This window comes from Exiguobacterium sp. 17-1 (assembly GCF_023096305.1).
In the GTDB taxonomy this organism is placed as follows: Bacteria; Bacillota; Bacilli; order Exiguobacteriales; family Exiguobacteriaceae; genus Exiguobacterium_A; species Exiguobacterium_A sibiricum_A.
In genome coordinates this window covers 147032-172351 of record NZ_JALIGJ010000004.1, presented here as the reverse complement: position 1 = coordinate 172351, position 25320 = coordinate 147032, and the positions used below count along the sequence as shown (strand labels likewise).

Genomic DNA, 25320 nt, shown 5'->3' with positions numbered 1-25320 from the left:
GAGACGGTTTTATTTTTTTCCTATTCAGAAAAATCGTCGACTCCACTCGACTTCTACAGGAAAAGGAAGCGTGTTTCCGTCAGGAACAGGCGAGACCCGGTCGTCAGGGGACGACCGCGGCTTGCGTTCCGCCTGAGAAAAGCGAGTGGAGGAAAGACGATTCTTGGTTCACTTTGTTTAATGATTTTCCCCACTTCTAATGCGTCAAGTCACGCCGGAAAATGGGTCCGTCAGCATGAAATCCATTCCTAATCCAAACTTCTGCTTCTCCGTCCTGTCCTGTCACGAACGGCAATAACAACGTCCGGGCGAGATACGCGACGATGACCGTCAACGCTTCTTCGATGTAGCCCGCTCGATCGGTCGGATCAATTGCGTCATAACTGAGGTGCTGACCGCTGAACTGAATCGTCGCAATCTGTTGTCTATCCCGTGTCTGCAGTGTCCAGACACAACCGTCCGTCGTATCTGCTGCTTCAATATGCAAGCGGGACGTCGTAAAGTTCGGATGGCGACCGTTCATTCTGTTTCCTCCTCTACGTCAAAAGCTGCTGTCGCGTATGCTTCACCGTTAATCAGAATCGTCAGCTGGTGCGTACCCGGATAATGGACGCGCGTCGTCAAGTTCCGGAACGACTGCCGTTTCGTAAAGGTCTCCTGTTCACTGACCTGCCGTTCACTGATCCGAAAGACCTTTTGACTCGTCCCCCGCTTTTTGACATAGTCGATTGCATATTCGATTCTGAGGATTTGCGGCTCTGTTGTCGTCACCTGAAACGAAAAAGCCAGTTCCCCGCCGATCGGCAACGTGGGTGTGACCGTCAGTTCGTCGACCGTCACCGTTCCGCGCGTGACGAGACCAAACGCCTTCAAGACGTCCGGATGTCCTTGTTTCAGGAGTGTCCGTGAGGCATGCCGTAAAATCCAGTCCGTATGCGGATGGTTCCCGAGCTGTTCCAATCGTTCAATGACGAGTTCCGGATGGGTCTTCGCGATATCGTTTAAATGATTGGCGACACTTTTGCGGACGTAAAGCGCCTCGTCCTGCAGCAAGTCATCTAAAATCGGCAGGACCGGACGTGGATCAGCAATCAACGCCGGAATCCGTTGTCCCCATGGTAAGCGTGGACGGGTTCCTTCTGACGCCAAGCGCCGGACGTGCTCGTCACTCGACTGACTCCACCGGACCGCGACTTCTAAAAATCGATCTTGATCATCGAGCAGGAACCGCCGGACGGCAAACTCCGACGTCGAGTGCCGGGTCAACCGTTCCAGTGCTACCATTGCCCGGCCCCAGGCATCACTCGGCGCATAGACTTCAATGTAATCCGGGAAAACAATACCCGGTAACCCGGGAAACTCCAGGGCGATCGTTTCGAGGTGCGTCGCCGCCTGGTCAAAGTCAGCCGGTAAATAACGGTTAAGCTCAATCGCAATTCGGCGGACCCGTTGCTTAAACGCCAACTCTTCCCAGTCCCCTTGTTGCACGACGTCTCTAAAGTCCGGTGCCTGCATCGCTTCCCCCAATCGATTCAACCAGTCTGGTGTAAACACATCTTTAATCAAACTCATACATGATTCAATCCCCTCTTCGTCCGCTCCAATTTTAATAAGGCGGCTTTTCGTGCCAAGCCGCCGGCATATCCGCCGAGATCGCCCGTCAAGCGGATGACCCGGTGACACGGAATGATCAGTGCCAGTTGATTGGCGCCGTTTGCCCGGGCGACAGCACGGACGGCTGCCGGATTCCCGACGCGGACGGCAAGTTCCTGATAGGAAATCGTCTCACCCGCCGGAATCTGTTGTAGCTGTTCCCAGACCTGTCTCTGAAACGGTGTCCCGTACAGGACAAGCGGAACCTCGAACCGGTCAAGCGTTCCCGCAAAGTACGCCTCCAGTTCAGCCGTCACCTGCTCAAACACCGGTGTCTCACCGGGAATGATGACGGCGCGGGCTGCGAGCCGTAAACGTTCCACTTCCCGCTCCAGCCCCCGACGATCCACGAACTCGAGTAAGTGCAGTCCTTGTTCGTCGGCAATCGCCAGCATTGGACCAAGCGGCGTATCAAGCCACTTCGCCTGAAGGTACGTTCCATCCCATCGTTTCGGCGTCTCGCCCATGATGCGGGCAAACGCGTCGCGAAAGCCGCTGCTCGATTCATAACCGCTTGCCAGTTGTGCCTCGATGACCGGTTGTCCGTTGCGGATTTCCTTCATCGCAAGGCCCATCCGCCGGGACCGGGCGTATTCGACGAACGTCATGCCAAACCGTTTTTTGAACTGCCGCCGGGCGGTCGAGGCATCGAGTCCCAGTTCCCGGAAGTCGGCATCTTTGAACCGTTTTTCGGGACTCGCTTCGACGGCGGCAACCAAGCGGCTGATGACGTCACTATCCCCGGGATAGGCGAGCGGTTTACAGCGCAAACACGGTCGGTAAGACGCAAGCAATGCCTCTTTCGCCGTCTCAAAAAATTCACAGTTCTCCTGCTTCGGTTTCCGCGCGGGACAGGTCGGCCGGCAAAAGATTCCCGTCGTCTTGACCCCGACAAAAAATGTCCCTTCGTACGAGCTGTCGCGGCGGACGAGTGCTGCATAATAATCCGTTTCCGGTAAGGTATTCATCATGTGTCCCCTCCCCTTCTTTTCCTCAGTATACCGAGTTTACCGTCCTGCATGTCGCCGAAAATCAGGCATGGATGTTTTCTTAAGACAAACTTAAGAAATCTCTCCTTTTTGTGAAAGATATGCCCTGTATCATCGATGGTATACTCAAGAAGAAAGTAGGTTTCGCATGTTTGATTTTTTAAAAGAAGCGATTCAATCACCGAAAACGATTGGCGCGATTGCGCCAAGCAGTCCGCGTTTAGCAAAAATGATGGCACAGCGGGCAGTGGCTGATCGACCGGCCGTCATCATCGAAGTCGGAGCCGGTGATGGGGCGATCACGCAAGCCTTATTGCGTGCGCGACACCCGGAAACGACTTTATGGATCTGTGAACAAAATCTGGTGTTTCAAGAAGCCTTGGCGAAGCTGTTAGCCGATGAGACGAACGTCGAACTGTTCATCGGCGACATTCAAAACTGTCCGGAAGACTGGCATCATCAGGCCGGTGTCCTGGTCAGCGGTTTACCGTTCGCTTCGTTCCCGCTTCCGTTACGCCATGAATTGCTCGAAACCTTCCAGACCCTGCTGCAACCAGGCGGTCATTTCATCGCCTTTCAATATACCAAACTCCATTTCAAGACATTCCGCCGGTATTTCTTTGAGCACAGTTATTCTTATACGCTGCAAAACATGCCGCCTGCCTATGTCTTCGAAGGCGTCCAAAAGGAGGAACTGCCGTGCCCACAATCTTAATCGTCGATGATGAAGCCGATATCCGGCAATTGTTGCGACTGTATCTCCAAAACGAAAATTATCTGATTCTCGAAGCCGCAAACGGCGAAGAGGCCCTTGAGCTTGTTCAGCAACAGCCGATCGACCTGATGGTCCTCGATGTCATGATGCCGGTCCGTGACGGCTTTTCGACCGTCCAGGCCCTTCGGCAAGCAAACTATACCTTCCCCGTCCTGATGCTGACGGCAAAACAGGAGGACCTCGACAAAATCCAAGGGTTGACGTTCGGTGCCGATGACTACATCGGTAAACCGTTTAACCCACTCGAAGTCATCGCCCGGATCAAGGCGATGCTCCGCCGGGTCGCCCAGTATCAAGTGCCGCTATCGGCAAGCAGCCTGCAAGTCGGTCCGTTCACCTTACGTCAGGAGGAACGGGTCATTTTAAAAGAGACAACCCCGCTTCCTTTGACACGCCGGGAATTTGACTGTCTGGCGCTCTTACTGAATCATCCGCGCCGTGTCTTTTCCGCCGACGAATTATATGAGCGGATTTGGCAGGAGGAGGCGCTCGGTTCCGCCACCAACGCCGTTATGGTCCTGATTCATAAATTACGTGACAAAATCGAGGACGTACCTAAAGAGCCGCGTTACCTGCAAACCGTTTGGGGTGTCGGCTACAAGGTCGAGCCATGAGGCGCTTCCGCTTTAAACTGACCTCCTGGATGACGGTCCTGTTATTGGCCGCAGCGTTTCTGAGTACCGCGTTCGCCTGGTTGATCGCGAGCCAGATTCCGCTCGGAACGAAAAACGTTCCCCGTTATTATTATCCGACGGAACAGGACATCACGCAGCGGGTCGAGCATGATATCAAACGGTACGAATCCGGTCAGACCCCGAACGGTGACTATGCCTGGGCCGTCTATCGGTCGAACGGATCACGGGTCGACGCCTCACCCGATTTTCCGCGGACGATGACACCCAGTCGGTTATTAGCCGCGCAAACTCCGGATGAACGGGAACCGTCTGACGAATCGGACGTACGGACGTTGCATCACCTGCAGGCGATTGATCTTGGCGAGAGTGCACCCGGTTATTTCCTTTCCATTGAAACGGTCACCCCCCGTCTGAATGAATATCAGGTCGGTAATTCGACGGCGTTTTTCATTTTACAGTTGGCGTTGTTCCTCTTATTTTTATTTGGCATGACCCGCTGGATTGCCGGGTTGTTCCGCCAACTCGAGACGCGGCTGGAACGGCTCGTCGAACCGGACCGAGCTGTCAGCCCGCTTGTTCCGGTCAAGGGTCCACGTGAGTTCAAAGCATTTGCCCATTCGATTGAACGGATCGGGGATGAGCTCGATGTCCTCAGACGAAACGAGCGGGAACGTTTTACGGAACAACTCCGGCTCATTACCAGTCTCTCGCATGATTTACGGACACCCCTGACATCGATTCAAGGATTCGTCCAGTGGCTGTCCGAACACCACACGACCTTGTCCGACCAGGAACGGACCGATGTACTGGCAATCGTCAGCCGCCAGTCGGAAACGCTCGCCTCACGAATCGAGGAGCTGTTCATGCTCGCGAAACTGTCGAATAAAGATTATCCGGTGCACATGACATCACTTGATTTCGTGACGCTGTTGCATCAGGTCGCCGAACAACACCCGGAAACGGCTTATCGGTACGCAGGACCGGCTCATTTGAGCGTTCAAGCTGACCCGAACCTGTTGCGGCGCTTGATTGAAAATCTTGTGCGCAATGCGACGCTTCACGGAACAGGTGACTTGTCGTTTGACGTGGCTCAAGAAAACGGTCGCTTGACCTTCCGTTGTTCCAATACCGTCCCGGAAACCTTGACGCCCAATCAACTGACGGAACTGGCAACCCCTTTCGTCACGTCCGACATCTCACGGTCCAACGGCGGCTCCGGCATCGGTCTGTCGATCATCGAACAAATCGTTGCCCGGCACAACGGGACGATGCAGTTAGCGTCGGAACAGAACCGGTTTATCGTCTCGATTGTGTTACCGGATGCTTTTAAAAATTGAGTACGGAACAGGATGAACTCAAAAAATTTTGAGTTCATCTTTTTTTGTTGTTACTGGTTCGACACTCCTTCTGAAATGGAATTCGATACACTAGAGAATGTCATTCTTTAGGCACAGCTGTGAAGGAGTTTTTTACTTATGAAATCATCAAACCGTTCGACTACATATATGCCCGGACTCGATGGTCTGCGCGCGTTCGCCGTCATCGCTGTCATTTTGTACCATCTGTCGGTACCCATGCTGACCGGCGGATTTCTCGGCGTCGATTTGTTTTTTGTCCTGTCGGGTTACTTGATTACCGGCTTGTTGCTCAGTGAGTGGCAACAGACCGGTCGCATCGACTTAAAACGGTTTTGGGTGCACCGGTTCCGCCGGTTATTCCCGCCGCTGTTCGTCCTGCTCGTTCTTGTCCTCAGTTATGTCACACTGTTTGAGCGGGACTTGTTACATGTGCTTCGCCAGGACATCATGGCTGCCCTCGTCTACATGACGAACTGGTGGTATATCGTCCATGACGTCTCTTATTTCGAATCGTTCGGCAAACCGTCACCGATTCAAAACCTGTGGTCGCTTGCGATCGAAGAGCAGTTTTACTTGATATTTCCGATCGTGCTCAGTTTTGGACTCGGATCAAAACGGCTGTTGCTCCGGGGAATCGGACTCCTTGCCCTGCTGTCCGCACTCCTGATGGCGATTTTATTTACACCGGGCGCGGATCCAAGCCGTGTCTACTACGGGACCGACACCCGGTTGTTTGCTTTGTTGACCGGCAGTCTGCTTGCCTTCGCTTGGCGACCGGAACGGTTTAAGAAAGAGATTCCGTCACGGGGTGTCCGGTTATTGAACGTGACCGGTGCCGTGATCGTCCCACTGCTTGTTTTGCTGATGCTCGTGACAAGTGAGTACGGTCGTTTTCTGTATTATGGCGGATTTGTGTTCGTCGCTGTTCTTGCGGCGTTACTGATCGCCGTTGTTGCTCATCCGGCGTCTTTTTGGAGCCGGTTGTTCGCAGCACAGTGGCTGATCGCCGTCGGCAAACGGTCGTACGGTCTGTATTTGTGGCATTTTCCGCTGATTACCTTGATGACGCCCATTGAACAAACCGGAACATTTTCCTGGCTCCGAAGTCTCGGGATTCTCGGAATCCTGGTCGTCGTGACCGAACTGTCCTATCAGTTCGTCGAACGTCCGGTCCGCCGGCTTGGTGTTTTCGGATACATCCGGCAATTTCAGATTCACCCGCGGACCTTCCGGCAGTTTTCCCGGACGAAGTGGGTCTCTGTTTCCCTTGCCAGTCTGCTTCTCCTCAGCTTCATCGGAAATTTATCTATTCTTGCCGTGTCGGACGAATCGGCTCAACAATCGATTCCGAAAGTCGCGGCGCCGCATAAAAAACCGGCATCGCTTATCAAAAAACCGACGAATCCGGTGCCTGAGAAACGCACACGCTCGATGTGCCGCCCGACCCTTGCGATCGGCGATTCGGTGCTGCTCGGGGTCGAAGATTATCTCGGCAGTACACTTCAACACGTGACAGTCGATGCCAAGCTCGGACGTCAGCTCCGGGAAGCCATTCCGCTCAGCACGAAGTATGCGGCGTACAATCAACCAGAACATCAAGTTCTCCTGCACCTCGGGACAAACGGAAGTTTCCGTCCCGATCAATTAGAGGAACTGCTCAACCGGTTCGCACATGCCGATCAGGTGTACCTCGTGACGACGCGGGTGCCGCGTCCGTGGGAACAGGAGGTCAACACGATGCTGAAGCAAGCAGCCGAACGTAAACGGGTATCACTCATTGACTGGCATGCCGTCGCCGTCAAGCATCCGTCGTACTTTGAACAGGACGGTGTCCACTTGAACATCAAAGGTGCCCGGGCCTACTCGAAGCTGCTTGCCAAAGCGACCGGGTGCGCGACCACCACAAAATGACAGAACACAGCCACCATTCTCCGATCGTTGAGAAGGTGGCTGTTTTAGAGCGTATACACGAGTCCGATGTAGAGCAGGCTGACGCCAAGGAGACAGAACAGACTGCCGAGCAAAAACGGCAGGCGTTTTTGATAGGTCAACAGCAATAATCCGATACTGCCACCACCTGTTAAGAGGAGAACGATGTTCGACCAAAGAATCGGCTTGACTGCTCCAAGAGTTTGCAAATCCGCCGGTTCCAGATTACTGAGTGCTGCTGTCGCAAGAAACACACAACAGAGGATCAGACTCTCAAAGCGCAGACCACGCCGCGGATCAAAGGCCGATTCCTTCTGTAACTGCCGTTTAACGAGTATCCCGTTGATGAACGCATAACCAAGTACCGGAATCAGCAATAAGTGTTTCCATAATAAGGCCTGTCCGTACGGAACGTTCCAGGCATTGCGGTACTCGCTTAACGGAACACTTTGACGCATCAGGAAGAAGCCGGTCACGATGACCCCTAAAAACGTCAATTGGGCGAACGGACTGAACCAGCGTAAAAACGACAACCAGTGGTTAGAGTCCCGGGCACACCAACCGATGACGAATACGACTCCAACCCACAACGCCATCAGGCTAAAATGACTGGTCTGTAACACAAGCCCCAGCAGGCCATGCTTCGATGCGGCGTGACTGGTTCCGGAAATTCCAAGAAACAGCGGGATTGTCACACCAAGCAGCAACCACCGTTTGATGAGCAGGATTCGTTTCATGAATACGATGATGAGTGCCATCAGTGCTGAAAAATACACCATCAAAAAATACTGCCCGATTCGTACTTCAAACAGACTCACCCGTAACGCTTCACGGAAGGATAAGTCCATCTCCTGCTGAAAATAAGAATATACACGCCATAATGGAAGGCCGGCTCCTGCAACGATGCTGACGAGTGCTGCACACGCAAGACCATCCAATTTACCGACTGCCGGTTTTTTATCTTCTGAAATAAACAAAAGCAACAGCCGCCCTACCCAAAGTGCCCCACCGATATAGATGAGCAGTTCACTGACGATGCCACTCATGGTCGTTTTTGGCGACGGAGTAGGAACAGCGTGATGACAATCGCAAGTACAAGGACAGTCACAAGCCAGGGTAAGAAGGTCGGGAACAGTCCCGGTTCGACGGTTTCTGCTGATTCGGTCGGAACGATGCTCGCCTGTTGCGGTTCCGGCGCCGCCGGCTCGACGTCTTGATCGTCAGCAGGATCGGTCGAAGAAACCGTTTCTTTCAAGTCGAATCGAATCGTTCCTTCGACCGGGTGTCCGTCTTCTGAAATCAATTTCCAGCGAATGAGATAGGTTCCGCTTTCGAGTTTTTGTTGAACGGCTGCACTCCATTCATTGCCGATGATCAGGGGCTTCTCAAGCGGAACCACGTCACCTTGAGCTGTTTTCAATTCGACCGTACTGGTTTTTTCAATCGCTGTATCGAAATTCAAACGAATTTTTTCCAAGTCGCCTTGTATGACTTCACCTTCTGACGGATTTGAATTCTTTAGACTCGTGTGAGCTGAGACTGAAAACGGCTGAACGACGAACAAGACCAGAATAAACAGCACAAACCATTTGATCTTCATCGTAAACTCCTCCTTTGACCGAAAATGTGTAGAAAAAGACCCGCTGTTTCCAGCGGGTTCGGTTGTCCGATTATTGTTGTGAGCGGCGTCCGCGGAGTCCAAAGAATCCGAGGATTGAAGCTGCTGCGATTCCGAGTAATGACCAAAGGATACCGGTTGATGATTGCGATTCCGCCGTTCCACCAAGACCAGTGTTCGGCATACCGGCCGGTTCGCCTTTGAATTTATCCGGGAACTGATCGACGATTGCTGTCGCTGTTCCTTCACCGACTCCGTACATGTGACCGTAAGCTTCACGGATCGCCGGGTACGTTTTGTCGTAGTCTTTTTCATTGTAGCTGTTGAACGCCAGTAACAATTGATCGATGTGGACCTTCAGTCCTTCTTCCAGATCTTTTGATTTCAAACGGCCTTCGGTGGCAGCATCAAGGAAAGCCGCTTGTTCGACGCGGTACTCATCGAGTTCTTTTACTGCCATATCGCGCGCTTGATCGTCTTTCGCACCTGTCGCCTTCACGTAATCCACGAAATAACCGATATGACTCGACCAGATTTTCTTGAATTGTTGCGCTGCTTCACTGCCGTAGACCGAGCCGATGGAAGCGGAAAGATCGTCTGTATTTTCGTTCAACGCACCTGCTGCCGCGTCAAAGTCCTTCGCCCCGTCGATTCCTTTTTGCATCGTCAGAATCGCAAGCGCTGCGTGTTCCGAGAAGTTCCGGTTCAGTCCGGCACGGAGATCTGCTGCCGGTGTATCGACTTTCGTATTTTTGAATTTATCCGGGTATTGATCGACGATGGCACCGGATAAGCCTTCTCCTACCATGTACATATGCTCGATGGCGATGCGGAGATTGCTGTAGGCGGCGTCATAATCACCGGCAACATAGCTGTCAAATGACGTTAACAATTGCGTGATATGAACTTTTAATCCACCTTCTAGATCTGCTGCTTTCAAGCGGCCTTCTGTCGCTTTATCGAGGAAAGCAGCCTGTTCGACACGATACTCATCCAGTTCTTTCAACGCTTTTTGTTTGGCGTCCTCATCTTTGGCTCCTGTTGCTTTGACATAATCAACGAAGTAACCGATATGACTCGACCAAATCTTCTTGAACGCTTCGCCGGCTTCATCCCCGTAGACGGATCCGACAGCGGCCGATAAGTCATCCGTGTTTTGGTTTAAGGCAGCGGCGGCTTGATCAAAATCTTTTTTGCCGTCAATCCCTTTTTGCATCGTGACGACTGCTAAATACGCATGTTCAGATAAAAGCTGATCAAGCGTCGCTCGCAAATCCGATGCGGGAGACGAGACATCTAAGGAAACTTTTCCCGAGCTGTGGGACATCTTGCTGTGATCTTCATGACCATGGGCACTGACGCCTGCTGCCGGAATCAATAATGCGGCACTGAGTGGAACGGCGAGATACGACTTTTTCATCTTCATCTTATAAACACCCCTTTGTTTTTTTGGACTACACACAGATAACGTAAACAGTTCACAAATAGTTTTCTTTTTTTACATTTTTTATTAAAAATATTTTTTACAGAAAAATATAAGGCGTTTTGAAAGCTTTTCTCTTTAACTATTTTGTTTTTTACTGACTCGTTTTTCGAAAGAGCGTCCTTATGTTAGAACAATTTGATTAAACTCTTCTTAAGATCACTTTTTAAACTATTTTTTATCAGGAACAGGAGTGAACGTATGAAACGAATCATCATTGGAGCGTTACTCGCCTCCGTCTGTCTCTCTCAGTCGGTCGTATCTGTCGACGCCAAGACAAAACCAAAGAAAAAGGCAGTGACTCAAGTCGATCGGGATCAAAATAAGATTCCGGATTCTTGGCAGAGTAAGTATCATTTAGGGTATGGAAAAACCGTAGCGACGGCCGATCGTGACCGTGACCGTCTGACCAATCTCCAGGAGTATCAATTGCAGTTGAATCCGACCAAAAAAGATACAGACGATGACCGGCTGGCTGATGGACAAGAAGATGCGGACCGTGATCGCGTGACGAATCAACAGGAGTATCTTGCCAAGCTCAATCCCTTGAAAAAAGATACGGATCAAGACGGGATTTCAGACGCGGCGGAAGATCAAGATGCTGACAGCCTGACGACGGAAGAAGAATTCATTGTCGGCACACAACCAATCCAAGCCGATTCTGATCGGGACGGTCTAAAAGACGGGGAAGAAGATCGAGACAAAGATCAACTGAATAACGAGGACGAATTCGAACTGGGATCAGATCCGACCCATGCCGATAGCGATCATGACGGCATTCGCGATGATCAGGAAGATGCAGATCATGACGGTGTCCAAAACAGTCAAGAAATCAAACGAATTACGATCAAGTTGACTAATACGAACAAACAAAAATTCGAATGGCGTTACAGCAGTGAACATCATCGGAACGAGTTACGAGTCAAGGATGAAATCGGAATCAAAGATATTGCCACTTTACGTGAACGGTTAACTCTTACTGCCTCGATGACGAAAGAAGAACTTTTAGTACAGGTCTCTCAAGCCTTACAGCTTGCGACGCCCATCAAAAGTCTTCAGGTCGAAGTCAAGTTCGTGAATGGACACGAAATGGAATCAGAAGATGAATCCTCGGATGATGATGGACAATCCGATGATTCTGGAGATGACGACGAATCGGATGATGATTCAGACGATCAAGGGGATGACCACGGATCTCATGGAGATGATGATTAATTTAATCCATTGCACATGAAAACAGGACGACGGATTTTTATCCATCGTCCTGTTTTGCTGTCTTATTTTTTAATGATGATGCCCACTGCTTCCACCGGCAGGTTTGGCACCGCCCTGTAAGATTTTCAAATCGTCGTCAGAAAGCTCGCCGACAATGAATTGTTGTGTCGGCATAATCATCGCCCCGTTATTGCTTGCGTGAACCTTGATGTAATACAAACCACTTTTCGGTAATGTCTTTTTAATCGAATACATACCCGGTTTCGTTTCATCTGCCGGTTCCATACTGTACCGAAGTGTTCCGTCCGCTTTCCAGATTTCAAAATGAACATACTCTGCTTGTTTCACTGCTTTTTGATCCTGCCAGAGCGTCGCTCCGAAGCGGTACTGTTTCTTCTGGTCGGCGTTCAGTACTTTCGGAATCTCAAACTTTACAGATAAGGGCGCGGCGACCGCATAGTGCTCTGCCGCGTCCGATGTGACCGCACACCCTGCAAGACCGCTACTTGTCACAATCAGCCCACTTAGTAAAATGCCTTTGATTGATTTACGCATTTAAAAACCTCCTGACGGCCGGAATCCGTCGAATGATCAAGAAATCGGCCAACCAAACGATGATCAACGACAGACCGACGAGCGGGAACAAAATCCCTAGCAGAATCAACACGAGGATAAACCACTTAATCGATTTCGCCGGCGGTCCTTTCGGTGCGCCCATCCCTTTGCCCGGTTTTCGTTTGAACCACAGATAAAAGCCGCTGACGGCGACTAAGATGATTCCAAGACAAATCGCTAAACTGATCAATTGATTGATCAAACCAAATTCCGTTCCTTTGTGCAAGGTAATCCCGAGCGCAACGACTTTACCGACAAGACCATAGTTATCAAAACGATAATCTGCCAAGACGGCTCCGGAATATTGATCGAGATGGATTGTGGCTTCATTTTCTGCTTTCGCAGGATACGCCGACAGTGTGTAGACGCCTGTCGGATCGCTTGGAATACTGATCGCATAACTCGGATCCATCCCTTGTTGTTTCGCAATCGACACGATGTCGTCAATCGACGCCGGCACCAGCCCTTCGACGTTTGATTTCGGCACGTCGAGCGTCTCGGCCACCCAAGGAACTTCCGCCACATCTTTTGTTTGAACAGCTGATACCGGTGCCTCGCCTCCCCAGATGGATGGCGGATAACCGAGTCCTTGGTTTGTAGCGACAGATTGAAAACTTGTTCCCCAAAAACCGGACCACGGTAAGCCCGTCAAAATCAGGAATAACATTCCGGCTGTAATCCAAAATGCCGGTACGGCATGCAAATCACGACGGAAGATCTTTTTCCCTTGACGCAGTCGTGGAATCAAGACACCGGACCAGCCGGTCGATTTTTTGCGCGGGAACCATAAAAATAACCCGGTTACGATCAAAACGATTGCCCAACAGGCAACGAGTTCGACGATCCGGTCGCCAATCGTCCCGGCCATCAGTTCGCCGTGAATCTCTTCGATTTTATTCATGATTCGATCGTCATCCGACAGTTCCCCGATGATTTTTCCGGTATACGGATTGATGAAGACAGTCGATGAGGCCTCTGCCGTCGCAATCTTCACTTCACTCGACCGCGCATCGGTTTCTCCGGGACGGTACTTCGTAATACTTGCGTCCGGATAGTTTGCTTTGACAGCATTGATTTGTGCCGTTGCTGAAATCCGGTCGTCTTGCGGTGTCACTTCATAATACTTCTGATATAAAACATTCTCGATTTGTGGTTTGAATAAGTAAATTGATCCCGTCACGGCAAGCATGACGAGAAATGGTGCAAAAATCAGTCCGGCATAAAAATGCCAGCGCCAAACCGTCCGGTAAAATGATGATGCGGAACGATTCTCCGCTTTCTGTTCTGTTCCCCTCGTCTCGAGTTGATTCATGTACAATCCCCGCTTCTTCGTTAAGTAGATGTTCTCACGACAGTATGTAGGATGAGCTATGATGGCACACGTGTTGTCATGAGCCTGCTGTCTTATTCTACGTTTTCTTTTCTCTCCCCACCCCTTCAGTGATTTCAGTTTGCCGTACATCCGCAAAAAATATGTCCAGCTTGTGAACGCTCATTAAGTATAAGCGGTTACACAATTCCCAGACCGTTGACACTATGGCGATTTTTTGGCAATCCGGTGATATCTCTGCGTGTTAATTAAGTGACGATGCGAGTTATTTTTCCACAGTTATTTCATAGCTTCTATATGATAGTACTTACTTTTTCTACAAGTTCTCTAAATGATTTTGAAATCTTTTCATATTTTTTAATCTTTTTTAAATCCAATTCCAATCCGGGCACGTATGCTGTTCAGAACGATGAAGAAATGAATTACCAAATTGGATAAAATACACACCCAAATTTGAGAGGATGAGACAAAATGAAAAACACGAAAAAATTCGCAGCAACAGCAATGGCAGCAGCACTCGTATTACCAGGAACGGCAGCATTCGCTTCCGGTGGCGGGGACGACATGAAACATGAGGACAGCGCGAAAAACGTCACGGTCAAAACAAAAGCCGCTGACCTCCGTGCAACACTTGATCAGTTACTCTCGGAGCACTTCGTGCTTGCCGTCATGGACATGAAAAAACAATATGACGGATCAAAAGATGCCCAGTATTATGAAGCAGCACTTAAACAGAACGCACTCGACATGACACCGGCGATCGCTTCTGTCTACGGCGACGAAGGCGCAAAACAATTCGAAAAAATCTTCGTTGACCACAACAAATACACAACCGATCTCGTCAAAGCCGTGAAAGCGGACGACCAAGACGGCATCAACGCGTCAAAAGCGGAAACAGAAGAGTTCGTCCAGGACCTCTCGAGCTTCCTTGATACAGCAACAGAAGGTAAACTGCCGAAGGCAGCAGCGGAAGAAGTTCTCCGTGCCCATGAAGCAGACGTCTATAAAACATTCCAACAATATGCAGCCGGTGACTACGAAGGATCGTACAACACGTTCCGTGAAGGCTACAGCCGCATGTATGATATCTCGAAAGCACTCTCAGTCGCGATCACAACACAGATGCCTGAGAAGTTCGACAACACGAAAGCCGATACAAAAGCAGCTGACCTCCGGTCAACACTCAACAGCCTCGCAGCTGAGCACGTCGCACTGGCTAACATCAGCATGACGGCAGGCGTCGATCAAGCGAAAGACTATGATGCAGCGAACTGGGCAGAAGACATGCACACAGCTGACTTCAAAGCGGCAATGAAATCGGTTTACGGTCAAGCGGGTGCGGATCAGTTCGAGCAAGTCTGGACAAAAAACCACATCGAAGCGCAAGCAAACCTCGTCACAGCAGCCATCAACGACGACAAGAAATTGATGGGTGACGCACAAGACATGCTCAAAATGTTCTCGAATGACTTCGGTGCGTTCCTTGGCGCAGCAACGGAAGAAAACCTTCCGACAAAAGCGGCACAAGAAGCCGTATCTGGCCACGAGACTTACGTCCAAGATACGTTCATGCAGTATGTCGAAGGCGACTACAAAGGATCAGCTGACACATTCCGTGAGTCGTATGCTTACATGTACGGTGTCGGTGAAAACCTCGGTGAAGCGATCGTCAAACAATCACCTGAGAAATTCATGGATGGTACACCAGGCTCAATGCCGAACACAGGTAACGGCGGCATGAGCGACAACAATGCAGCTGGAACGACTGGTGCCATCGCACTCTTCGGTCTCGCACTTGGTGCAGCCGGAATCGTCCTCGCACGCAAACGTCAAAACGCATAAGACTAAATTATTAATAAAAATCCCTCTCAGAAACAAATTCTGAGAGGGATTTTTTTGTTATGTAGAATAAGACAACCCTTGTGTTCAGTTGTCTTATTCTGTTATATACTCTTCCTGTTTTTTGATACGCTGACGACGTTTCGCATGTAACGTACTTGATACGACCACCGTTAACAAAACGGCTAAAATCACCATCACCATACTCGGATTTTGACTTAACCACATCCAAAGCTCGGACCATGTGACGGCTTCTCCAATCCGAACGATTAAAAATGTCCATAAACCGGTGTAGAGACCGGCCGCAGCAAATGTCATCGCCAAATAACGCGGTAACGGATAACCAAGTAATCCGGCGACATAATGAATGGGATGTCGGACACCCGGTAAGAAAAACGACAACCCGATGGCCCATAAACCACGGCGCTCTAAAATCGATTCGGCCTGCTCGAGGAATTTCGATTTCATCAATCGTTTGACAAGCGGAATTTCCCGGAAGAACCGTGCAAGCAGATAAAACCAAGTAAATGCAATAAAGAAGACCGGCCATGCTGCAAGCCAAATCAAGATCGGATGAATGCCTTCCCGTAACCGTAACCCAATGTGCCCCATCATCAGTACATCATCCGATAAAGGAGTAAACATAATCCCGCCTGCCAATCGAATCAAAGCCATTATATCCATGGTTTACTCACTTCCCTCTCCTGCTCTCTATATGTAAAGTATGCCCGTTTTTTATAGACTTGAGCCCTGTTCTTTTCTTAACTAATTCTTATCTTTTACACTGGTGACAGTGCCGTCGTCCAAAATGGTGCATGCGATGAAACAGAATACGTCGATTCTTGCTGAAAAAAAACTGCGTGAAATAGCTTAAATTAACGCAGTTGAAAAAAAGAGAGCTCCTTCATATGAAAAAAGATTTTACCACCCGCACAGTCGTATTTTTCGTATCGAATCAGGCAGAAAAGCAGGGATAGTCTATCCCATGCGAGAAGGTAGTCTAAGAACATAACTGCTGAAACGATAGAGGAGGAATTTCCATGTTACATCGCCGGAAGACCTATACGATCCGCCCGGAACGACTGCAGGAATTTACCGAGTTCTTTCACACGTATCTCTACCCTTTACAAATCAGCCATGGCGCCCGTCTTGTCGGTCGCTGGGTGAATGAAGCAGAAGATGAAGTCATCGCCATCTGGGAATATCGTGATCGCGAACATTACGAACAAGTCGACCGGGACGTCCGTGGCAGCACGTTACGCCGCGAAGCGATGAAAAAACGCGCCCGTCTCGGGAAAAACCTTTATATTAAATCAACGGAAGACTTTTTGACGGCAACCGGCGTCTATGCTCCGCCACGGGCCATCGTCAGTGTCACCGCTTATATCACGAACGGAGCCGGAGAAGTCCTGCTCGTCCGTAATCTCCATCGTGGTGACACGTATGAAATGCCGGGTGGTCAGGTCGAGAATCACGAATCGATTCTCGATGCTGTGAAACGGGAAGTCAAAGAGGAAACGGGAGCGGATGTCGCAATCGAAGGCATTACCGGTATTTATCAAAATATCTCAAGTCACGTTCTTTGTGTCGCCTTCCGCGGCACATATACCGGCGGCGATCTCCGTCCGCAAGAAGGTGAAACGGCAGAAGTCGGTTTCTTCGACTTGAACCGGGAGAACATCGAAACGTACATCAAACGGGAACATTTCCAGTTGCGGACGCTTGATGCGATGGATCCGCATTACTTCCCGCATGCCCTTTATAAAGTCCGTCCTTATGAATTGATCAGCCGTTATGACGGTAATGCACCGTCAGCTTTATCTGGTCAAAATTAAGAGACGTCAAAAAAGCGATTTCAATTACGAAATCGCTTTTTTCTATGGTGATTATCCTTTAGAGAGTAGACGGGCGGTAATGCCGGCATCATCCGTGACGTAGACTGCATCCTCTTGCCGGTTGACTTCGTAAGGAGATTGTTCGAGTGCTGCGACTGCCGTTTCATAAGAAGCCGCGTCTGGATAAATTAACGTCCAGTATTTTAAGCCAACCGCATCAGCCGGTGTTTTCGGTGCATCAACCCCTGACCAGACGTTCGTTCCGATATGGTGGTGGTAGCCGCCGGCAGCAAGGAACAACGCCCGCATCCGGGAAGCGTCCGCTGCGACATCAAACCCGAGTGTCTCCACATAAAACTTCCGCGCTGCTTCAAGTGACTTCACATGAAAATGAACATGTCCCATGACGGTATCTACCGGCATGCCGTACCAGTCTTCCTCACCCGCCTCGACGAGCATACTTTGCCAGTCAACCGGATCCGTCGTCATTTTAACATCACCGTTTGCTTCATACGTCCAGGTATCACGCGGACGATCGGCATAAATCTCAATCCCGTTTCCGTCCGGATCTGATAAATAAAACGCTTCGCTGACGAGATGATCCCCTTGCCCGAGTTCAATTCCTTGGGCAATCAAGTTACGAATGACGAATCCGAGTTCTTTCCGGTTCGGTAATAAAATCGCGAAATGATACAGACCCGCCACTGAATTTTTCGGGAGTTGTTTTGCCGTACTGTGTTGCTCCAGAATGACGAGCGGTGTCGTCTTCGCACCAAGTGTTGCCGTCTGTTCGTCTTGTCTTAAAACCGTTAAGCCCAGTGCATCCCGGTAAAACGCAATCGATTGTTCCAGATTGGTAATCCGTAAGCTGACCGGTCCGAGTGTAATGTTTGGATTGATGTTCATTTTGCTTCCTCCTCATAAGTTCGCTTCGTATCTTCATTATCAATCAGAAGTGACAGGAACGGAAGTAGGCACAAAGAAGTGGTATAGTATCCTAAACGATACCATGAAGGAGGAACCGCCATGGAAGAGACACCAAGCTGCCGCGTCGAGACGGCACTCGAAATTCTGACCGGGAAATGGAAACCCTCGATTTTGCTCGAACTGATCACGCATGACACGCTCCGATTCAGTGAACTGAAACGGAATCTCCCGAACATCACGCAAAAAATGCTGACAGCCCAGCTTCGGGAACTCGAGCTGAACGATATCGTCCATCGCGAAATCTATCAGGTGGTCCCGCCGCGAGTTGAATACTCGCTGACGGATTACGGAAAAACATTGATTCCTGTTCTGAACGCTATCAATGCCTGGGGCAAAAAACACGTAGAACATTTGGCGCAGAAAGACATGCTTCAAGATACGACACCAACACTTGCTTCTAGTACGAGCGATTCATTTTAATGGAATCGCTCTTTTTTATGGAATAATATCCCTTATTTCACGTATACTGACGGAATAGACTATATAAGGGAGCGAGCCCCATGCATCAACTTCATGCGATTGAACAGTTAGTAGCACGCTTAAAGCAAGATCCGGCTGTCGAAGCGATTTTTTTGAAAGGTTCATTTGGACGCGGTGAAGAAGATGTCTATTCGGATATCGATCTTTACTGTTTAGTATCCGAAGAACGGATGGCGAAATTTCTAACCCGTCGACTGACGCATCTGTCCGTCTATCGCCCGATCATCTGGAAAGACGATATCTTCATTGTCGCACCGCAACTAATTGTCGTGTACGATGATCTCCTGCATGTCGACCTGTTTACGGTGACGCGCGAATCGTTGAACCATTCCGATACGATTCGTGTCTTGTATGATCCGAAAAGACAACTCGATGCGTACGTCGAGACTTCTTCTTTGGCACTCGGGACACAAGAAGCTGCGGATGAAGCGATTGATTCCGTCTGGTTTCTGTTCCAGTATCAAAAAGCAGCCGGTCGCGGGAATGGATTATGGGCGGTCGAGATGTTACGGAGTGCACTAATCAAATTTGCCAAAGTCCTGTTGCACCGGTATGTTCCTGACCGGGCGCAACTCGGTTTAAAAACGGTTCCTGACTATTTACCGGAATCTCCACGTCTACGTCTTGAAGCGATTTATAACGTCCTCGTCCCGGCAACGCATATCGAAGCGGCACGTCTCTACCGGGAATTCTTACAGGAAGAACGGTCGCACTTGCAACAGATGCTGATTAATCAACCGGACACGTTACAGTTACTCGACCGACTGTTGGCATCCGAACAGGTGTATTGAGACCATCAAAATCCAGCTTTATGCAAAAAGCCGATCCCTCTTCTTTTGAAAAAAAGGGATCGGCTTTCTTGTGTGATTTTCAATAGCTTGTTAGAGAAGCAGGCAAAACGAAGACTCCTACGGGAAAAGCGGAACCGGTGAGACCCCGCAAGTCGCGCATGCGACGAGGAGGCTCACGTTTCGCCCGAGGAAAGCGAAGTCTTGCCTGTGTATCTCATAGATTACGTAAGCTATTGACTTTCGTCTATTTGAAAGCGCGTTCTGTTTTCTTGCTCACTTCACTTTAATGACGATTTTCCCTTTCGCATGACCTTCTTCTCCGTAATCATGCGCTTCTTTAATTTGATCTAAATCAAAAATCCGATCGACAACCGGTTTCAACTCTCCCCGTTCCACTGCTTGAGCGATATGTTGCAGCCGCTCGCCTGTCGGTTGCATGAAGACATAGGCGACGCGTGCCTGTGCTTCCTTCGCCTGATCTTCGTCCGGTGGTGTTGAAATCGAGACGAGCATTCCGTTTGGTTTAAGCATCTGGTACAGCTTTGCTTGTCCGTCGCCGCCCATCGTATCAAACACAAAATCAAGATCACGGACACGATCTGCCGGATCTTCCTGTTTGTAATCGATGACTTCGTCTGCTCCGAGCGCTTTGACCCAGTCGACGTTTTTTGTGCTCGTCGAGGTGATGACATGCAGCCCGTGCGCTTTCGCGAGTTGAATCGCGACTGTTCCGACACCGCCTGAACCGGCACCGATAAAGATTTTATCCCCTGCTTTCGCGTCCATCACTTCAAACATGACCTGCCATGCCGTGTGGGCGACGAGCGGCAGTGATGCTGCCTCCTCAAACGTCAACGCTTCCGGTTTCTTGACGACAAGATGGGCGTCGACGGCGACATATTCCGCATAAGTCCCTTGACGGGCAATATCCGGACGGCTGAACACTTCATCACCGACCTTCAAGTCTGTCACGTTCTCTCCGACTTCTTCGATGACACCGGAGACATCCCAACCAATGACGAGCGGCATATCGTAACTGAGCATTTCTTTTAAGTACCCTTCACGCAACTTCCAATCAACGGGATTAACACTTGCTGCATGCACCGCAATCAATATGTCATCTGCTCCGACGATCGGACGATCCAGTTCCCCCACTTTAAATTGTTCCGATCCACCGTACTGTTCAATATAGGCTGCTTTCATGTGATTTCCTCCTCTGATTGTTGTACCTCTTAGTTGTTCCCGTTCACCACTTGTGACAAACGAAAAAAGTGCACCGACTCTTAAGAATCGGTACACAGGTATCAGGCATGGGCCGTCTGTTGAAGGGTTAATGCGGTCTCGTTTAGTGTATGAATCGCTTGCTGTAAATCACCAATTTGTTCGACTTGCGAACGCGTCAGACCGGACAGTTGATCACTGCTCGTCAGTAACAGATCCATGAAGGCATCAAGCTGTTCCGTCGCCTGTGCGATGTTCGTCAGACTGTTTGTGATTGTCACGAATTGCTGTTGTGCACCGCTGATTGCCTGAACGGAATCGTTCGAATCAGTCGCAATCGTCTGCAACGCGGTTTGACTCCGTTGCATCCGCGCTTCCTGCTCCCGCAGTAAGTTGGTGCTGGCATCAATCGAATTACCGGTCTGCATGACATCACGATCAACCCGTTCGATGATCTGATTGATTTCCGTCGAAGCCGCTGCCGTCTGCGCGGACAAATTCCGGATTTCCTGGGCGACGACGGTGAACCCTTTACCGAATTCACCGGCACGTGCCGCTTCGATTGAGGCATTTAAGCTCAATAGATTGGTTTGTGTCGCAATCGCATTGATGCTCGAGGTGATGCTGACGATCTCTTTGAAGCGTCCGGCGAGCTGTCCAAAGGCGGTGACCGATTCATCCATACTTTCGGTTAATTGCTGTAACGACTCGCCGGCCTCGCTGATCGTAGCCTGGCTTTGCTCGGCCGTGACTTTTGATGACGAACTGAGGGCAAGTGCCCGGTCGACGGCTGTCGCGACATCCGTCATCAACTCGACGTTATCAGTGTTCATCTGTTTAATCTGTCGGACGGATTGGGCATTTTTCGAAGAATTATCAGCCAGCATCTGCATCGCCTGATCAATTTTCTCGAACGAGGCTTTTGCCGTATCGACCGTTTCACTCATCTCTTCCGTGAACGTCGTGACATCCGTTGCGGTCGCCGCTGACTGACGAAGCGTCAGTTGAGACGTCTCCGCGTAATGTTCCGCTTTTTCTTGTTGACGTTTGACTTCCCGCATGACGTTTCGCCCAAATACGGCGACGAACGTCGCTGCCGAAAAGACCATCAAGTAGATAACGAAAGCGACGATCATGTCAAACGTGTTCGTAAACACGATGGTTCCGAGCAGCGTAAAGAGAACCAGTTCAAACAATCCGAGGACACCTGCGAGCACGACCAGGTGCGGGATGAGATAGACAATCGAGATCGTCAGATAGAGATAGGCAATCGTCCAGATGCTTTGGGACGGTAAGGTGACGAGCACCAGTGCAAGGACAAGGTACGTCAAGACGATTTGAATGTATTTCCCACTTGGCTTTTCACCAAAAAACTGATTTCCGGCAAGCAACGCGATTGTTAATAACAGTCCGCCGGCTAAAAATTGGTAAAAGACGCTCATCGGGACATAGCCGATTTGAGCAAAAATAAAAATCAAGGGATGGGCAACTGTGATCAATACAGGAATCAGACGAGAGAGTATTTTTGTACTCAATCGTTCAAGCGGTGAGACCATCTGCAAAACTCCTTCTGTTGGATTCGTACACTTTTCTTATCGTCCAATTTTAAGATGACGTTTAGTCTCTATGAAAATTTTCATGACTTGACGCATGATTTCTGAAAAGCGTATGTTGAATACAAAAATGAGTGGAAGGGGGCTCCTTATGCTCTATCTATTAGTCGGGCTCGCCGGCATACTCGGCGCCTCTGCCCGGTATGGTCTTGGTCTTCTCATCGGAAATGTGGTGGTGGGTGCGTTCCCGTGGACGACGTTAACCATCAATTTAATCGGTTGCTTCGTATTAGGTTACGCGACACATTTTTTATTTAAGACGACCTTACTGCATCAGTATGCAATGACGGCACTCGGAACCGGTTTTGTCGGTTCCTTCACGACCTTCTCGACGTTCAGTGTCGAATCGGTTGAATTGTTGCGGGCTGGCGTCTACAGTTATGCGTTCGCCTATATCAGTCTCAGTTTGTTTGGGGGCTTATTGTTGTCTTACGTTGGTTATCTACTTGGAACACGCCGGTTACGCCGCTTTCAAAAGGAGGAGGTCTCATGAATTTCCTCGCGCTTGCGACCGGTGCCTTTTTTGGGGCAATCAGCCGCTTCGCCTTAAGCCAATGGACCAAAACGGTTTGGAAAAAGGATTTTCCGCTGGCGACATTCATCATCAATGTGCTCGGTTCGTTTTTACTCGGTCTTGTCATCGGCTCCCACCTCGATTCGACCTGGACGTTGTTGCTCGGGACAGGATTTCTCGGCTCATTTACGACGTTTTCGACCTTTAAGCTGGAAACGTTACAGCTCGTCCAGAATCAAAATCGAAAGACACTGGTCCTGTATCTCGGACTCAGTTACCTCTGCGGAATTGGTGCCGCTTTTTTAGGAATTATTCTTGCCTGAAATACAAGAAAAAAACCAGAATCTGTTCCCTGTCTCAAGGAATCGATTCTGGTTTTTCATTGTTTTTTAGTCATTCAGCCAGAACAAGCCGACTGTTTCTGCTCCGGCGTGTGTTCCGATTGCCGGACCGAACGTGCCGTCGAGCACCGTCAGTTCCGGGAATTTTGCTGCGACTTGTGTCCGTAAATCAGCCGCCATCTCTGGTGCCATCGTCGTCGCGACATAAATCCGGTTTTTATAAAACGTATGCTGACGCATCGCTTCTTCGACCTGTTTGATGATTTCGATGTACGCCTTTTTCAGCGACCGCGCTTTTTTAAACGGGACGATTTTTCCCGCTTCATCCGTCGTGATGATCGGTTTGATGCTGAGCAGGTTAGCAAGGAACAAATCACCGGACGAGACACGTCCACCCCGGCGCATCGTCTCCATGTTCCCTACGATCATATAAAAATGTGTCTTCTTTGCCAATGCATGCAAGGCAGCCGTAATTTCTTCGACTGATTTACCTGCTGCTTCAAGCGCCATCCCGAAACGGATGAACTCCTGCTGGTTTTCAAATGCTGTATGTGAATCGATGATGTGGACCGGGAAGCTCGCCGCTTCCGCTGCTGATGCTGAACTTTGGACCGTACTCGACAAACCGTTTGTACAGTGGACGGCAATCGCACAGTCGTATCCTTCTTCTTTTAACCGTTCATACGTCCCTACGAACTCCCCAAAAATCGGTTGCGAGGTCTTGGCGACTAACTTCTTGTCTGCCTCAAGCGCTCGGAATAACCGTTCGACAGTAATCGTATCTTCGTTGTATGCTGTCTCACCGAGCATGATTTGAATCGGTACGACATTGACGCCGATTGCTTCTGCCTCTTCCTTTTTGAAATAGGCCATACTATCGGTCACCCATGCTATTTTAGTCATTTTCCTATGCCTCCGTTAGATTCTTCTCGCTTTATCCTACCACATTCGCTTCGGATGTTAGCAAAAAAACGTTACTGCACTCGACTAAATTGGAAGGTTGTCCGCTTTTCATAGACCTCGCCTGCCCGCAAAACGACAGACGGAAAATCCGGTTGATTGATCGCGTCCGGCAATCCTTGTGTCTCAAGACAAATCCCGAGATAGGGTGTCGCCCGGCGCCCGGCGATTGTAAAGTCTCCTGCCAAATGATTTCCCGTATAGACGACGACACCCGGTTGATCGGTTTCCACACGTAAAATCCGGCCACTGACCGGTTCCTCTAAGACGATTTCTCCGCCTTCTTTCAGTAAAAACGGGTGGTCAACACCACTGCCGGCCTGGCGCAACGCTTCGTCACTCGCATGCGTCACTTCATACAGAGAACGCGCTTTGCGGAAGTCAAAGACGGTCTCGTTGACGGATAAAATATCGCCCGTCGGAACCGACTCTTCATTTAGCGGTACGTAAAACGGCGCATCCATCCGGAGACGATGTTGCTCAATCGTCGTTTTCGCATTTCCTGTCAAATTAAAATACGTATGATTCGTCGGACTGAATGGTGTCGATGCCGTCGTCGTCGCGTGATACGTCAAAATCAGTACATCTTCGTCCGTCCAGTCAATCGTCAACCGGACATCCAGTTGACCCGGATAGCCGTTTTCTCCATCCGGACTCGTCAAGAGCAGATGTAACAGCTCACCGTCGATTTCATAATCAAAAAAACGATTCGACCAGTTGACGCTCCCTCCATGAAGGTGATGCTCTCCTTCGTTTTGCTCCAGGATATAGTTCATCCCTTCTAATGCAAACGCTCCGTTGGCGATCCGCCCGCCGACCCGTCCGATTGTTGCCCCTAAATGGTGGGGATCTTCTAAATATTCTTCCATATCATCAAAGGCTAAGACGACATTCTCAATTGTCCCGTGTTGATCCGGAACACGGATTGCCGTGATTTTCCCGCCCAAATTGAGTAATTCCACGCTGTGTCCGTTACGATTCATCAATGTAAAAGCGATGATCGGCTGCTCGCCGGAAAAACCGACTTCTTTTGTTGTAATCATGCGCTTATCCTCCTGTATCGATCTACTCTTGCTTTCATTTTTACCCAGGATTGGCTAAAAAAAAACAATCGTTCGATTCCGGTAATCCGAATCGAA

Annotated in this window: 25 protein-coding genes; 11 read left to right on the top strand and 14 right to left on the bottom strand. The window is 49.7% G+C overall.

What is annotated here, in order from left to right; genetic code table 11:
* Positions 1-196: 196 nt before the first annotated feature.
* The 3 genes from MUN34_RS11875 to MUN34_RS11865 are packed head-to-tail and all read right to left on the bottom strand — an operon-like array spanning position 197 to position 2624.
* Positions 197-523, bottom strand: a complete 327-nt coding sequence (locus MUN34_RS11875) for a hypothetical protein (RefSeq protein WP_247857876.1) — start codon at positions 521-523, stop codon at positions 197-199.
* A complete protein-coding gene (locus MUN34_RS11870; protein ID WP_247857875.1) occupies positions 520-1572 on the bottom strand; it encodes a DNA alkylation repair protein in 1053 nt (350 codons plus the stop codon). Before MUN34_RS11870 ends, MUN34_RS11875 begins: the two co-directional genes overlap by 4 nt.
* A complete protein-coding gene (locus tag MUN34_RS11865) occupies positions 1569-2624 on the bottom strand; it encodes a bifunctional transcriptional activator/DNA repair enzyme AdaA (protein WP_247857874.1) in 1056 nt (351 codons plus the stop codon). Before MUN34_RS11865 ends, MUN34_RS11870 begins: the two co-directional genes overlap by 4 nt.
* A 166-nt stretch (positions 2625-2790) precedes the next feature.
* Between MUN34_RS11865 and MUN34_RS11860 the strand changes: the two genes are divergently transcribed.
* From MUN34_RS11860 to MUN34_RS11845, 4 genes are all read left to right on the top strand, one after another.
* Positions 2791-3357 (top strand): class I SAM-dependent methyltransferase, encoded by a 567-nt coding sequence (locus tag MUN34_RS11860; protein ID WP_247857873.1) that lies wholly within the window; start codon positions 2791-2793, stop codon positions 3355-3357.
* Entirely contained in the window at positions 3342-4031 is a 690-nt protein-coding gene (locus MUN34_RS11855; RefSeq protein WP_247857872.1) for a response regulator transcription factor, read from the top strand. The genes MUN34_RS11860 and MUN34_RS11855 overlap by 16 nt, the downstream gene beginning before the upstream one ends.
* Positions 4028-5389, top strand: coding sequence for a sensor histidine kinase (locus tag MUN34_RS11850; RefSeq protein ID WP_247857871.1), 1362 nt, complete (start codon positions 4028-4030; stop codon positions 5387-5389). The genes MUN34_RS11855 and MUN34_RS11850 overlap by 4 nt, the downstream gene beginning before the upstream one ends.
* A gap of 138 nt (positions 5390-5527) precedes the next feature.
* Complete coding sequence (locus MUN34_RS11845) at positions 5528-7321, top strand: acyltransferase family protein (RefSeq protein ID WP_247857870.1); 1794 nt, start codon at positions 5528-5530, stop codon at positions 7319-7321.
* A 44-nt stretch (positions 7322-7365) separates the two neighbouring features.
* Here the strand turns inward: MUN34_RS11845 and MUN34_RS11840 are convergent, their stop codons facing one another.
* The 3 genes from MUN34_RS11840 to MUN34_RS11830 form a co-directional block, all read right to left on the bottom strand.
* Positions 7366-8385 carry a copper resistance D family protein gene (locus tag MUN34_RS11840; protein ID WP_247857869.1) on the bottom strand — a complete coding sequence of 340 codons (1020 nt, stop codon included), beginning with the start codon at positions 8383-8385 and terminating at the stop codon, positions 7366-7368.
* On the bottom strand, positions 8382-8939 hold the full coding sequence (locus MUN34_RS11835; RefSeq protein WP_026829463.1) for a copper resistance CopC family protein: 558 nt from the start codon (positions 8937-8939) through the stop codon (positions 8382-8384). Before MUN34_RS11835 ends, MUN34_RS11840 begins: the two co-directional genes overlap by 4 nt.
* A gap of 70 nt (positions 8940-9009) precedes the next feature.
* Positions 9010-10383, bottom strand: coding sequence for a hypothetical protein (locus tag MUN34_RS11830; protein ID WP_026829464.1), 1374 nt, complete (start codon positions 10381-10383; stop codon positions 9010-9012).
* Positions 10384-10641: 258 nt separating this feature from the next.
* On the opposite strand from MUN34_RS11830, the gene MUN34_RS11825 reads away from it, so the two are divergent.
* Positions 10642-11655, top strand: a complete 1014-nt coding sequence (locus MUN34_RS11825; RefSeq protein WP_051525181.1) for a hypothetical protein — start codon at positions 10642-10644, stop codon at positions 11653-11655.
* 69 nt (positions 11656-11724) lie between these two features.
* Here the strand turns inward: MUN34_RS11825 and MUN34_RS11820 are convergent, their stop codons facing one another.
* Positions 11725-12210: a FixH family protein gene (locus MUN34_RS11820; protein ID WP_247857868.1), complete on the bottom strand. Its 486-nt coding sequence runs from the start codon at positions 12208-12210 to the stop codon at positions 11725-11727.
* Positions 12203-13582: a PepSY-associated TM helix domain-containing protein gene (locus MUN34_RS11815; RefSeq protein ID WP_247857867.1), complete on the bottom strand. Its 1380-nt coding sequence runs from the start codon at positions 13580-13582 to the stop codon at positions 12203-12205. The genes MUN34_RS11820 and MUN34_RS11815 overlap by 8 nt, the downstream gene beginning before the upstream one ends.
* A gap of 489 nt (positions 13583-14071) precedes the next feature.
* On the opposite strand from MUN34_RS11815, the gene MUN34_RS11810 reads away from it, so the two are divergent.
* Positions 14072-15442, top strand: a complete 1371-nt coding sequence (locus MUN34_RS11810) for a copper amine oxidase (RefSeq protein WP_247857866.1) — start codon at positions 14072-14074, stop codon at positions 15440-15442.
* Between the two features lie 93 nt (positions 15443-15535).
* On the opposite strand, the gene MUN34_RS11805 is transcribed toward MUN34_RS11810, so the two are convergent.
* Positions 15536-16123, bottom strand: coding sequence for a DedA family protein (locus tag MUN34_RS11805; RefSeq protein ID WP_247857865.1), 588 nt, complete (start codon positions 16121-16123; stop codon positions 15536-15538).
* Positions 16124-16479: 356 nt separating this feature from the next.
* Between MUN34_RS11805 and MUN34_RS11800 the strand changes: the two genes are divergently transcribed.
* Positions 16480-17274 carry an NUDIX domain-containing protein gene (locus tag MUN34_RS11800; RefSeq protein ID WP_247857864.1) on the top strand — a complete coding sequence of 265 codons (795 nt, stop codon included), beginning with the start codon at positions 16480-16482 and terminating at the stop codon, positions 17272-17274.
* Positions 17275-17325: 51 nt separating this feature from the next.
* Here the strand turns inward: MUN34_RS11800 and MUN34_RS11795 are convergent, their stop codons facing one another.
* Positions 17326-18180, bottom strand: coding sequence for a VOC family protein (locus MUN34_RS11795; protein WP_247857863.1), 855 nt, complete (start codon positions 18178-18180; stop codon positions 17326-17328).
* Between the two features lie 120 nt (positions 18181-18300).
* On the opposite strand from MUN34_RS11795, the gene MUN34_RS11790 reads away from it, so the two are divergent.
* Both MUN34_RS11790 and MUN34_RS11785 read left to right on the top strand, forming a co-directional pair.
* Positions 18301-18681, top strand: coding sequence for a winged helix-turn-helix transcriptional regulator (locus MUN34_RS11790; RefSeq protein ID WP_247857862.1), 381 nt, complete (start codon positions 18301-18303; stop codon positions 18679-18681).
* A gap of 80 nt (positions 18682-18761) precedes the next feature.
* Positions 18762-19532, top strand: a complete 771-nt coding sequence (locus MUN34_RS11785) for a nucleotidyltransferase domain-containing protein (RefSeq protein ID WP_247857861.1) — start codon at positions 18762-18764, stop codon at positions 19530-19532.
* Positions 19533-19805: 273 nt separating this feature from the next.
* Here MUN34_RS11785 and MUN34_RS11780 read toward each other — a convergent pair whose 3' ends face one another.
* Complete coding sequence (locus MUN34_RS11780) at positions 19806-20735, bottom strand: NADP-dependent oxidoreductase (RefSeq protein WP_247857860.1); 930 nt, start codon at positions 20733-20735, stop codon at positions 19806-19808.
* 101 nt (positions 20736-20836) lie between these two features.
* The gene (locus MUN34_RS11775) at positions 20837-22309 is read right to left on the bottom strand and encodes a methyl-accepting chemotaxis protein (RefSeq protein ID WP_247857859.1); all 1473 of its coding nucleotides are present in this window, start codon (positions 22307-22309) and stop codon (positions 20837-20839) included.
* A gap of 148 nt (positions 22310-22457) precedes the next feature.
* Here MUN34_RS11775 and crcB (MUN34_RS11770) point away from each other — a divergent pair, with 148 nt between their 5' ends.
* Together crcB (MUN34_RS11770) and crcB (MUN34_RS11765) are read left to right on the top strand one after the other, a co-directional pair.
* Positions 22458-22859, top strand: a complete 402-nt coding sequence (crcB, locus tag MUN34_RS11770; protein ID WP_012369189.1) for a fluoride efflux transporter CrcB — start codon at positions 22458-22460, stop codon at positions 22857-22859.
* The gene (crcB, locus tag MUN34_RS11765) at positions 22856-23203 is read left to right on the top strand and encodes a fluoride efflux transporter CrcB (RefSeq protein WP_026829473.1); all 348 of its coding nucleotides are present in this window, start codon (positions 22856-22858) and stop codon (positions 23201-23203) included. Before crcB (MUN34_RS11770) ends, crcB (MUN34_RS11765) begins: the two co-directional genes overlap by 4 nt.
* 66 nt (positions 23204-23269) lie before the next feature.
* Here crcB (MUN34_RS11765) and MUN34_RS11760 read toward each other — a convergent pair whose 3' ends face one another.
* Both MUN34_RS11760 and MUN34_RS11755 read right to left on the bottom strand, forming a co-directional pair.
* The gene (locus MUN34_RS11760) at positions 23270-24124 is read right to left on the bottom strand and encodes a DegV family protein (protein WP_026829474.1); all 855 of its coding nucleotides are present in this window, start codon (positions 24122-24124) and stop codon (positions 23270-23272) included.
* Between the two features lie 71 nt (positions 24125-24195).
* Positions 24196-25224, bottom strand: coding sequence for an aldose epimerase family protein (locus tag MUN34_RS11755; protein ID WP_247857858.1), 1029 nt, complete (start codon positions 25222-25224; stop codon positions 24196-24198).
* Between the last annotated feature and the right edge of the window lie 96 nt (positions 25225-25320).

Excerpts from the sequence above, each read along its gene's own strand:
- MUN34_RS11875 (WP_247857876.1), bottom strand. The coding sequence starts at position 523 with ATGAACGGTCGCCATCCGAACTTTACGACGTCCCGCTTGCATATTGAA.
- MUN34_RS11870 (WP_247857875.1), bottom strand. The coding sequence starts at position 1,572 with ATGAGTTTGATTAAAGATGTGTTTACACCAGACTGGTTGAATCGATTG.
- MUN34_RS11865 (WP_247857874.1), bottom strand. The coding sequence starts at position 2,624 with ATGATGAATACCTTACCGGAAACGGATTATTATGCAGCACTCGTCCGC.
- MUN34_RS11860 (WP_247857873.1), top strand. The coding sequence starts at position 2,791 with ATGTTTGATTTTTTAAAAGAAGCGATTCAATCACCGAAAACGATTGGC.
- MUN34_RS11850 (WP_247857871.1), top strand. The coding sequence starts at position 4,028 with ATGAGGCGCTTCCGCTTTAAACTGACCTCCTGGATGACGGTCCTGTTA.
- MUN34_RS11845 (WP_247857870.1), top strand. The coding sequence starts at position 5,528 with ATGAAATCATCAAACCGTTCGACTACATATATGCCCGGACTCGATGGT.
- MUN34_RS11840 (WP_247857869.1), bottom strand. The coding sequence starts at position 8,385 with ATGAGTGGCATCGTCAGTGAACTGCTCATCTATATCGGTGGGGCACTT.
- MUN34_RS11835 (WP_026829463.1), bottom strand. The coding sequence starts at position 8,939 with ATGAAGATCAAATGGTTTGTGCTGTTTATTCTGGTCTTGTTCGTCGTT.
- MUN34_RS11830 (WP_026829464.1), bottom strand. The coding sequence starts at position 10,383 with ATGAAGATGAAAAAGTCGTATCTCGCCGTTCCACTCAGTGCCGCATTA.
- MUN34_RS11825 (WP_051525181.1), top strand. The coding sequence starts at position 10,642 with ATGAAACGAATCATCATTGGAGCGTTACTCGCCTCCGTCTGTCTCTCT.
- MUN34_RS11820 (WP_247857868.1), bottom strand. The coding sequence starts at position 12,210 with ATGCGTAAATCAATCAAAGGCATTTTACTAAGTGGGCTGATTGTGACA.
- MUN34_RS11815 (WP_247857867.1), bottom strand. The coding sequence starts at position 13,582 with ATGAATCAACTCGAGACGAGGGGAACAGAACAGAAAGCGGAGAATCGT.
- MUN34_RS11810 (WP_247857866.1), top strand. The coding sequence starts at position 14,072 with ATGAAAAACACGAAAAAATTCGCAGCAACAGCAATGGCAGCAGCACTC.
- MUN34_RS11805 (WP_247857865.1), bottom strand. The coding sequence starts at position 16,123 with ATGGATATAATGGCTTTGATTCGATTGGCAGGCGGGATTATGTTTACT.
- MUN34_RS11800 (WP_247857864.1), top strand. The coding sequence starts at position 16,480 with ATGTTACATCGCCGGAAGACCTATACGATCCGCCCGGAACGACTGCAG.
- MUN34_RS11795 (WP_247857863.1), bottom strand. The coding sequence starts at position 18,180 with ATGAACATCAATCCAAACATTACACTCGGACCGGTCAGCTTACGGATT.
- MUN34_RS11790 (WP_247857862.1), top strand. The coding sequence starts at position 18,301 with ATGGAAGAGACACCAAGCTGCCGCGTCGAGACGGCACTCGAAATTCTG.
- MUN34_RS11785 (WP_247857861.1), top strand. The coding sequence starts at position 18,762 with ATGCATCAACTTCATGCGATTGAACAGTTAGTAGCACGCTTAAAGCAA.
- MUN34_RS11780 (WP_247857860.1), bottom strand. The coding sequence starts at position 20,735 with ATGAAAGCAGCCTATATTGAACAGTACGGTGGATCGGAACAATTTAAA.
- MUN34_RS11775 (WP_247857859.1), bottom strand. The coding sequence starts at position 22,309 with ATGGTCTCACCGCTTGAACGATTGAGTACAAAAATACTCTCTCGTCTG.
- crcB (WP_012369189.1), top strand. The coding sequence starts at position 22,458 with ATGCTCTATCTATTAGTCGGGCTCGCCGGCATACTCGGCGCCTCTGCC.
- crcB (WP_026829473.1), top strand. The coding sequence starts at position 22,856 with ATGAATTTCCTCGCGCTTGCGACCGGTGCCTTTTTTGGGGCAATCAGC.
- MUN34_RS11760 (WP_026829474.1), bottom strand. The coding sequence starts at position 24,124 with ATGACTAAAATAGCATGGGTGACCGATAGTATGGCCTATTTCAAAAAG.
- MUN34_RS11755 (WP_247857858.1), bottom strand. The coding sequence starts at position 25,224 with ATGATTACAACAAAAGAAGTCGGTTTTTCCGGCGAGCAGCCGATCATC.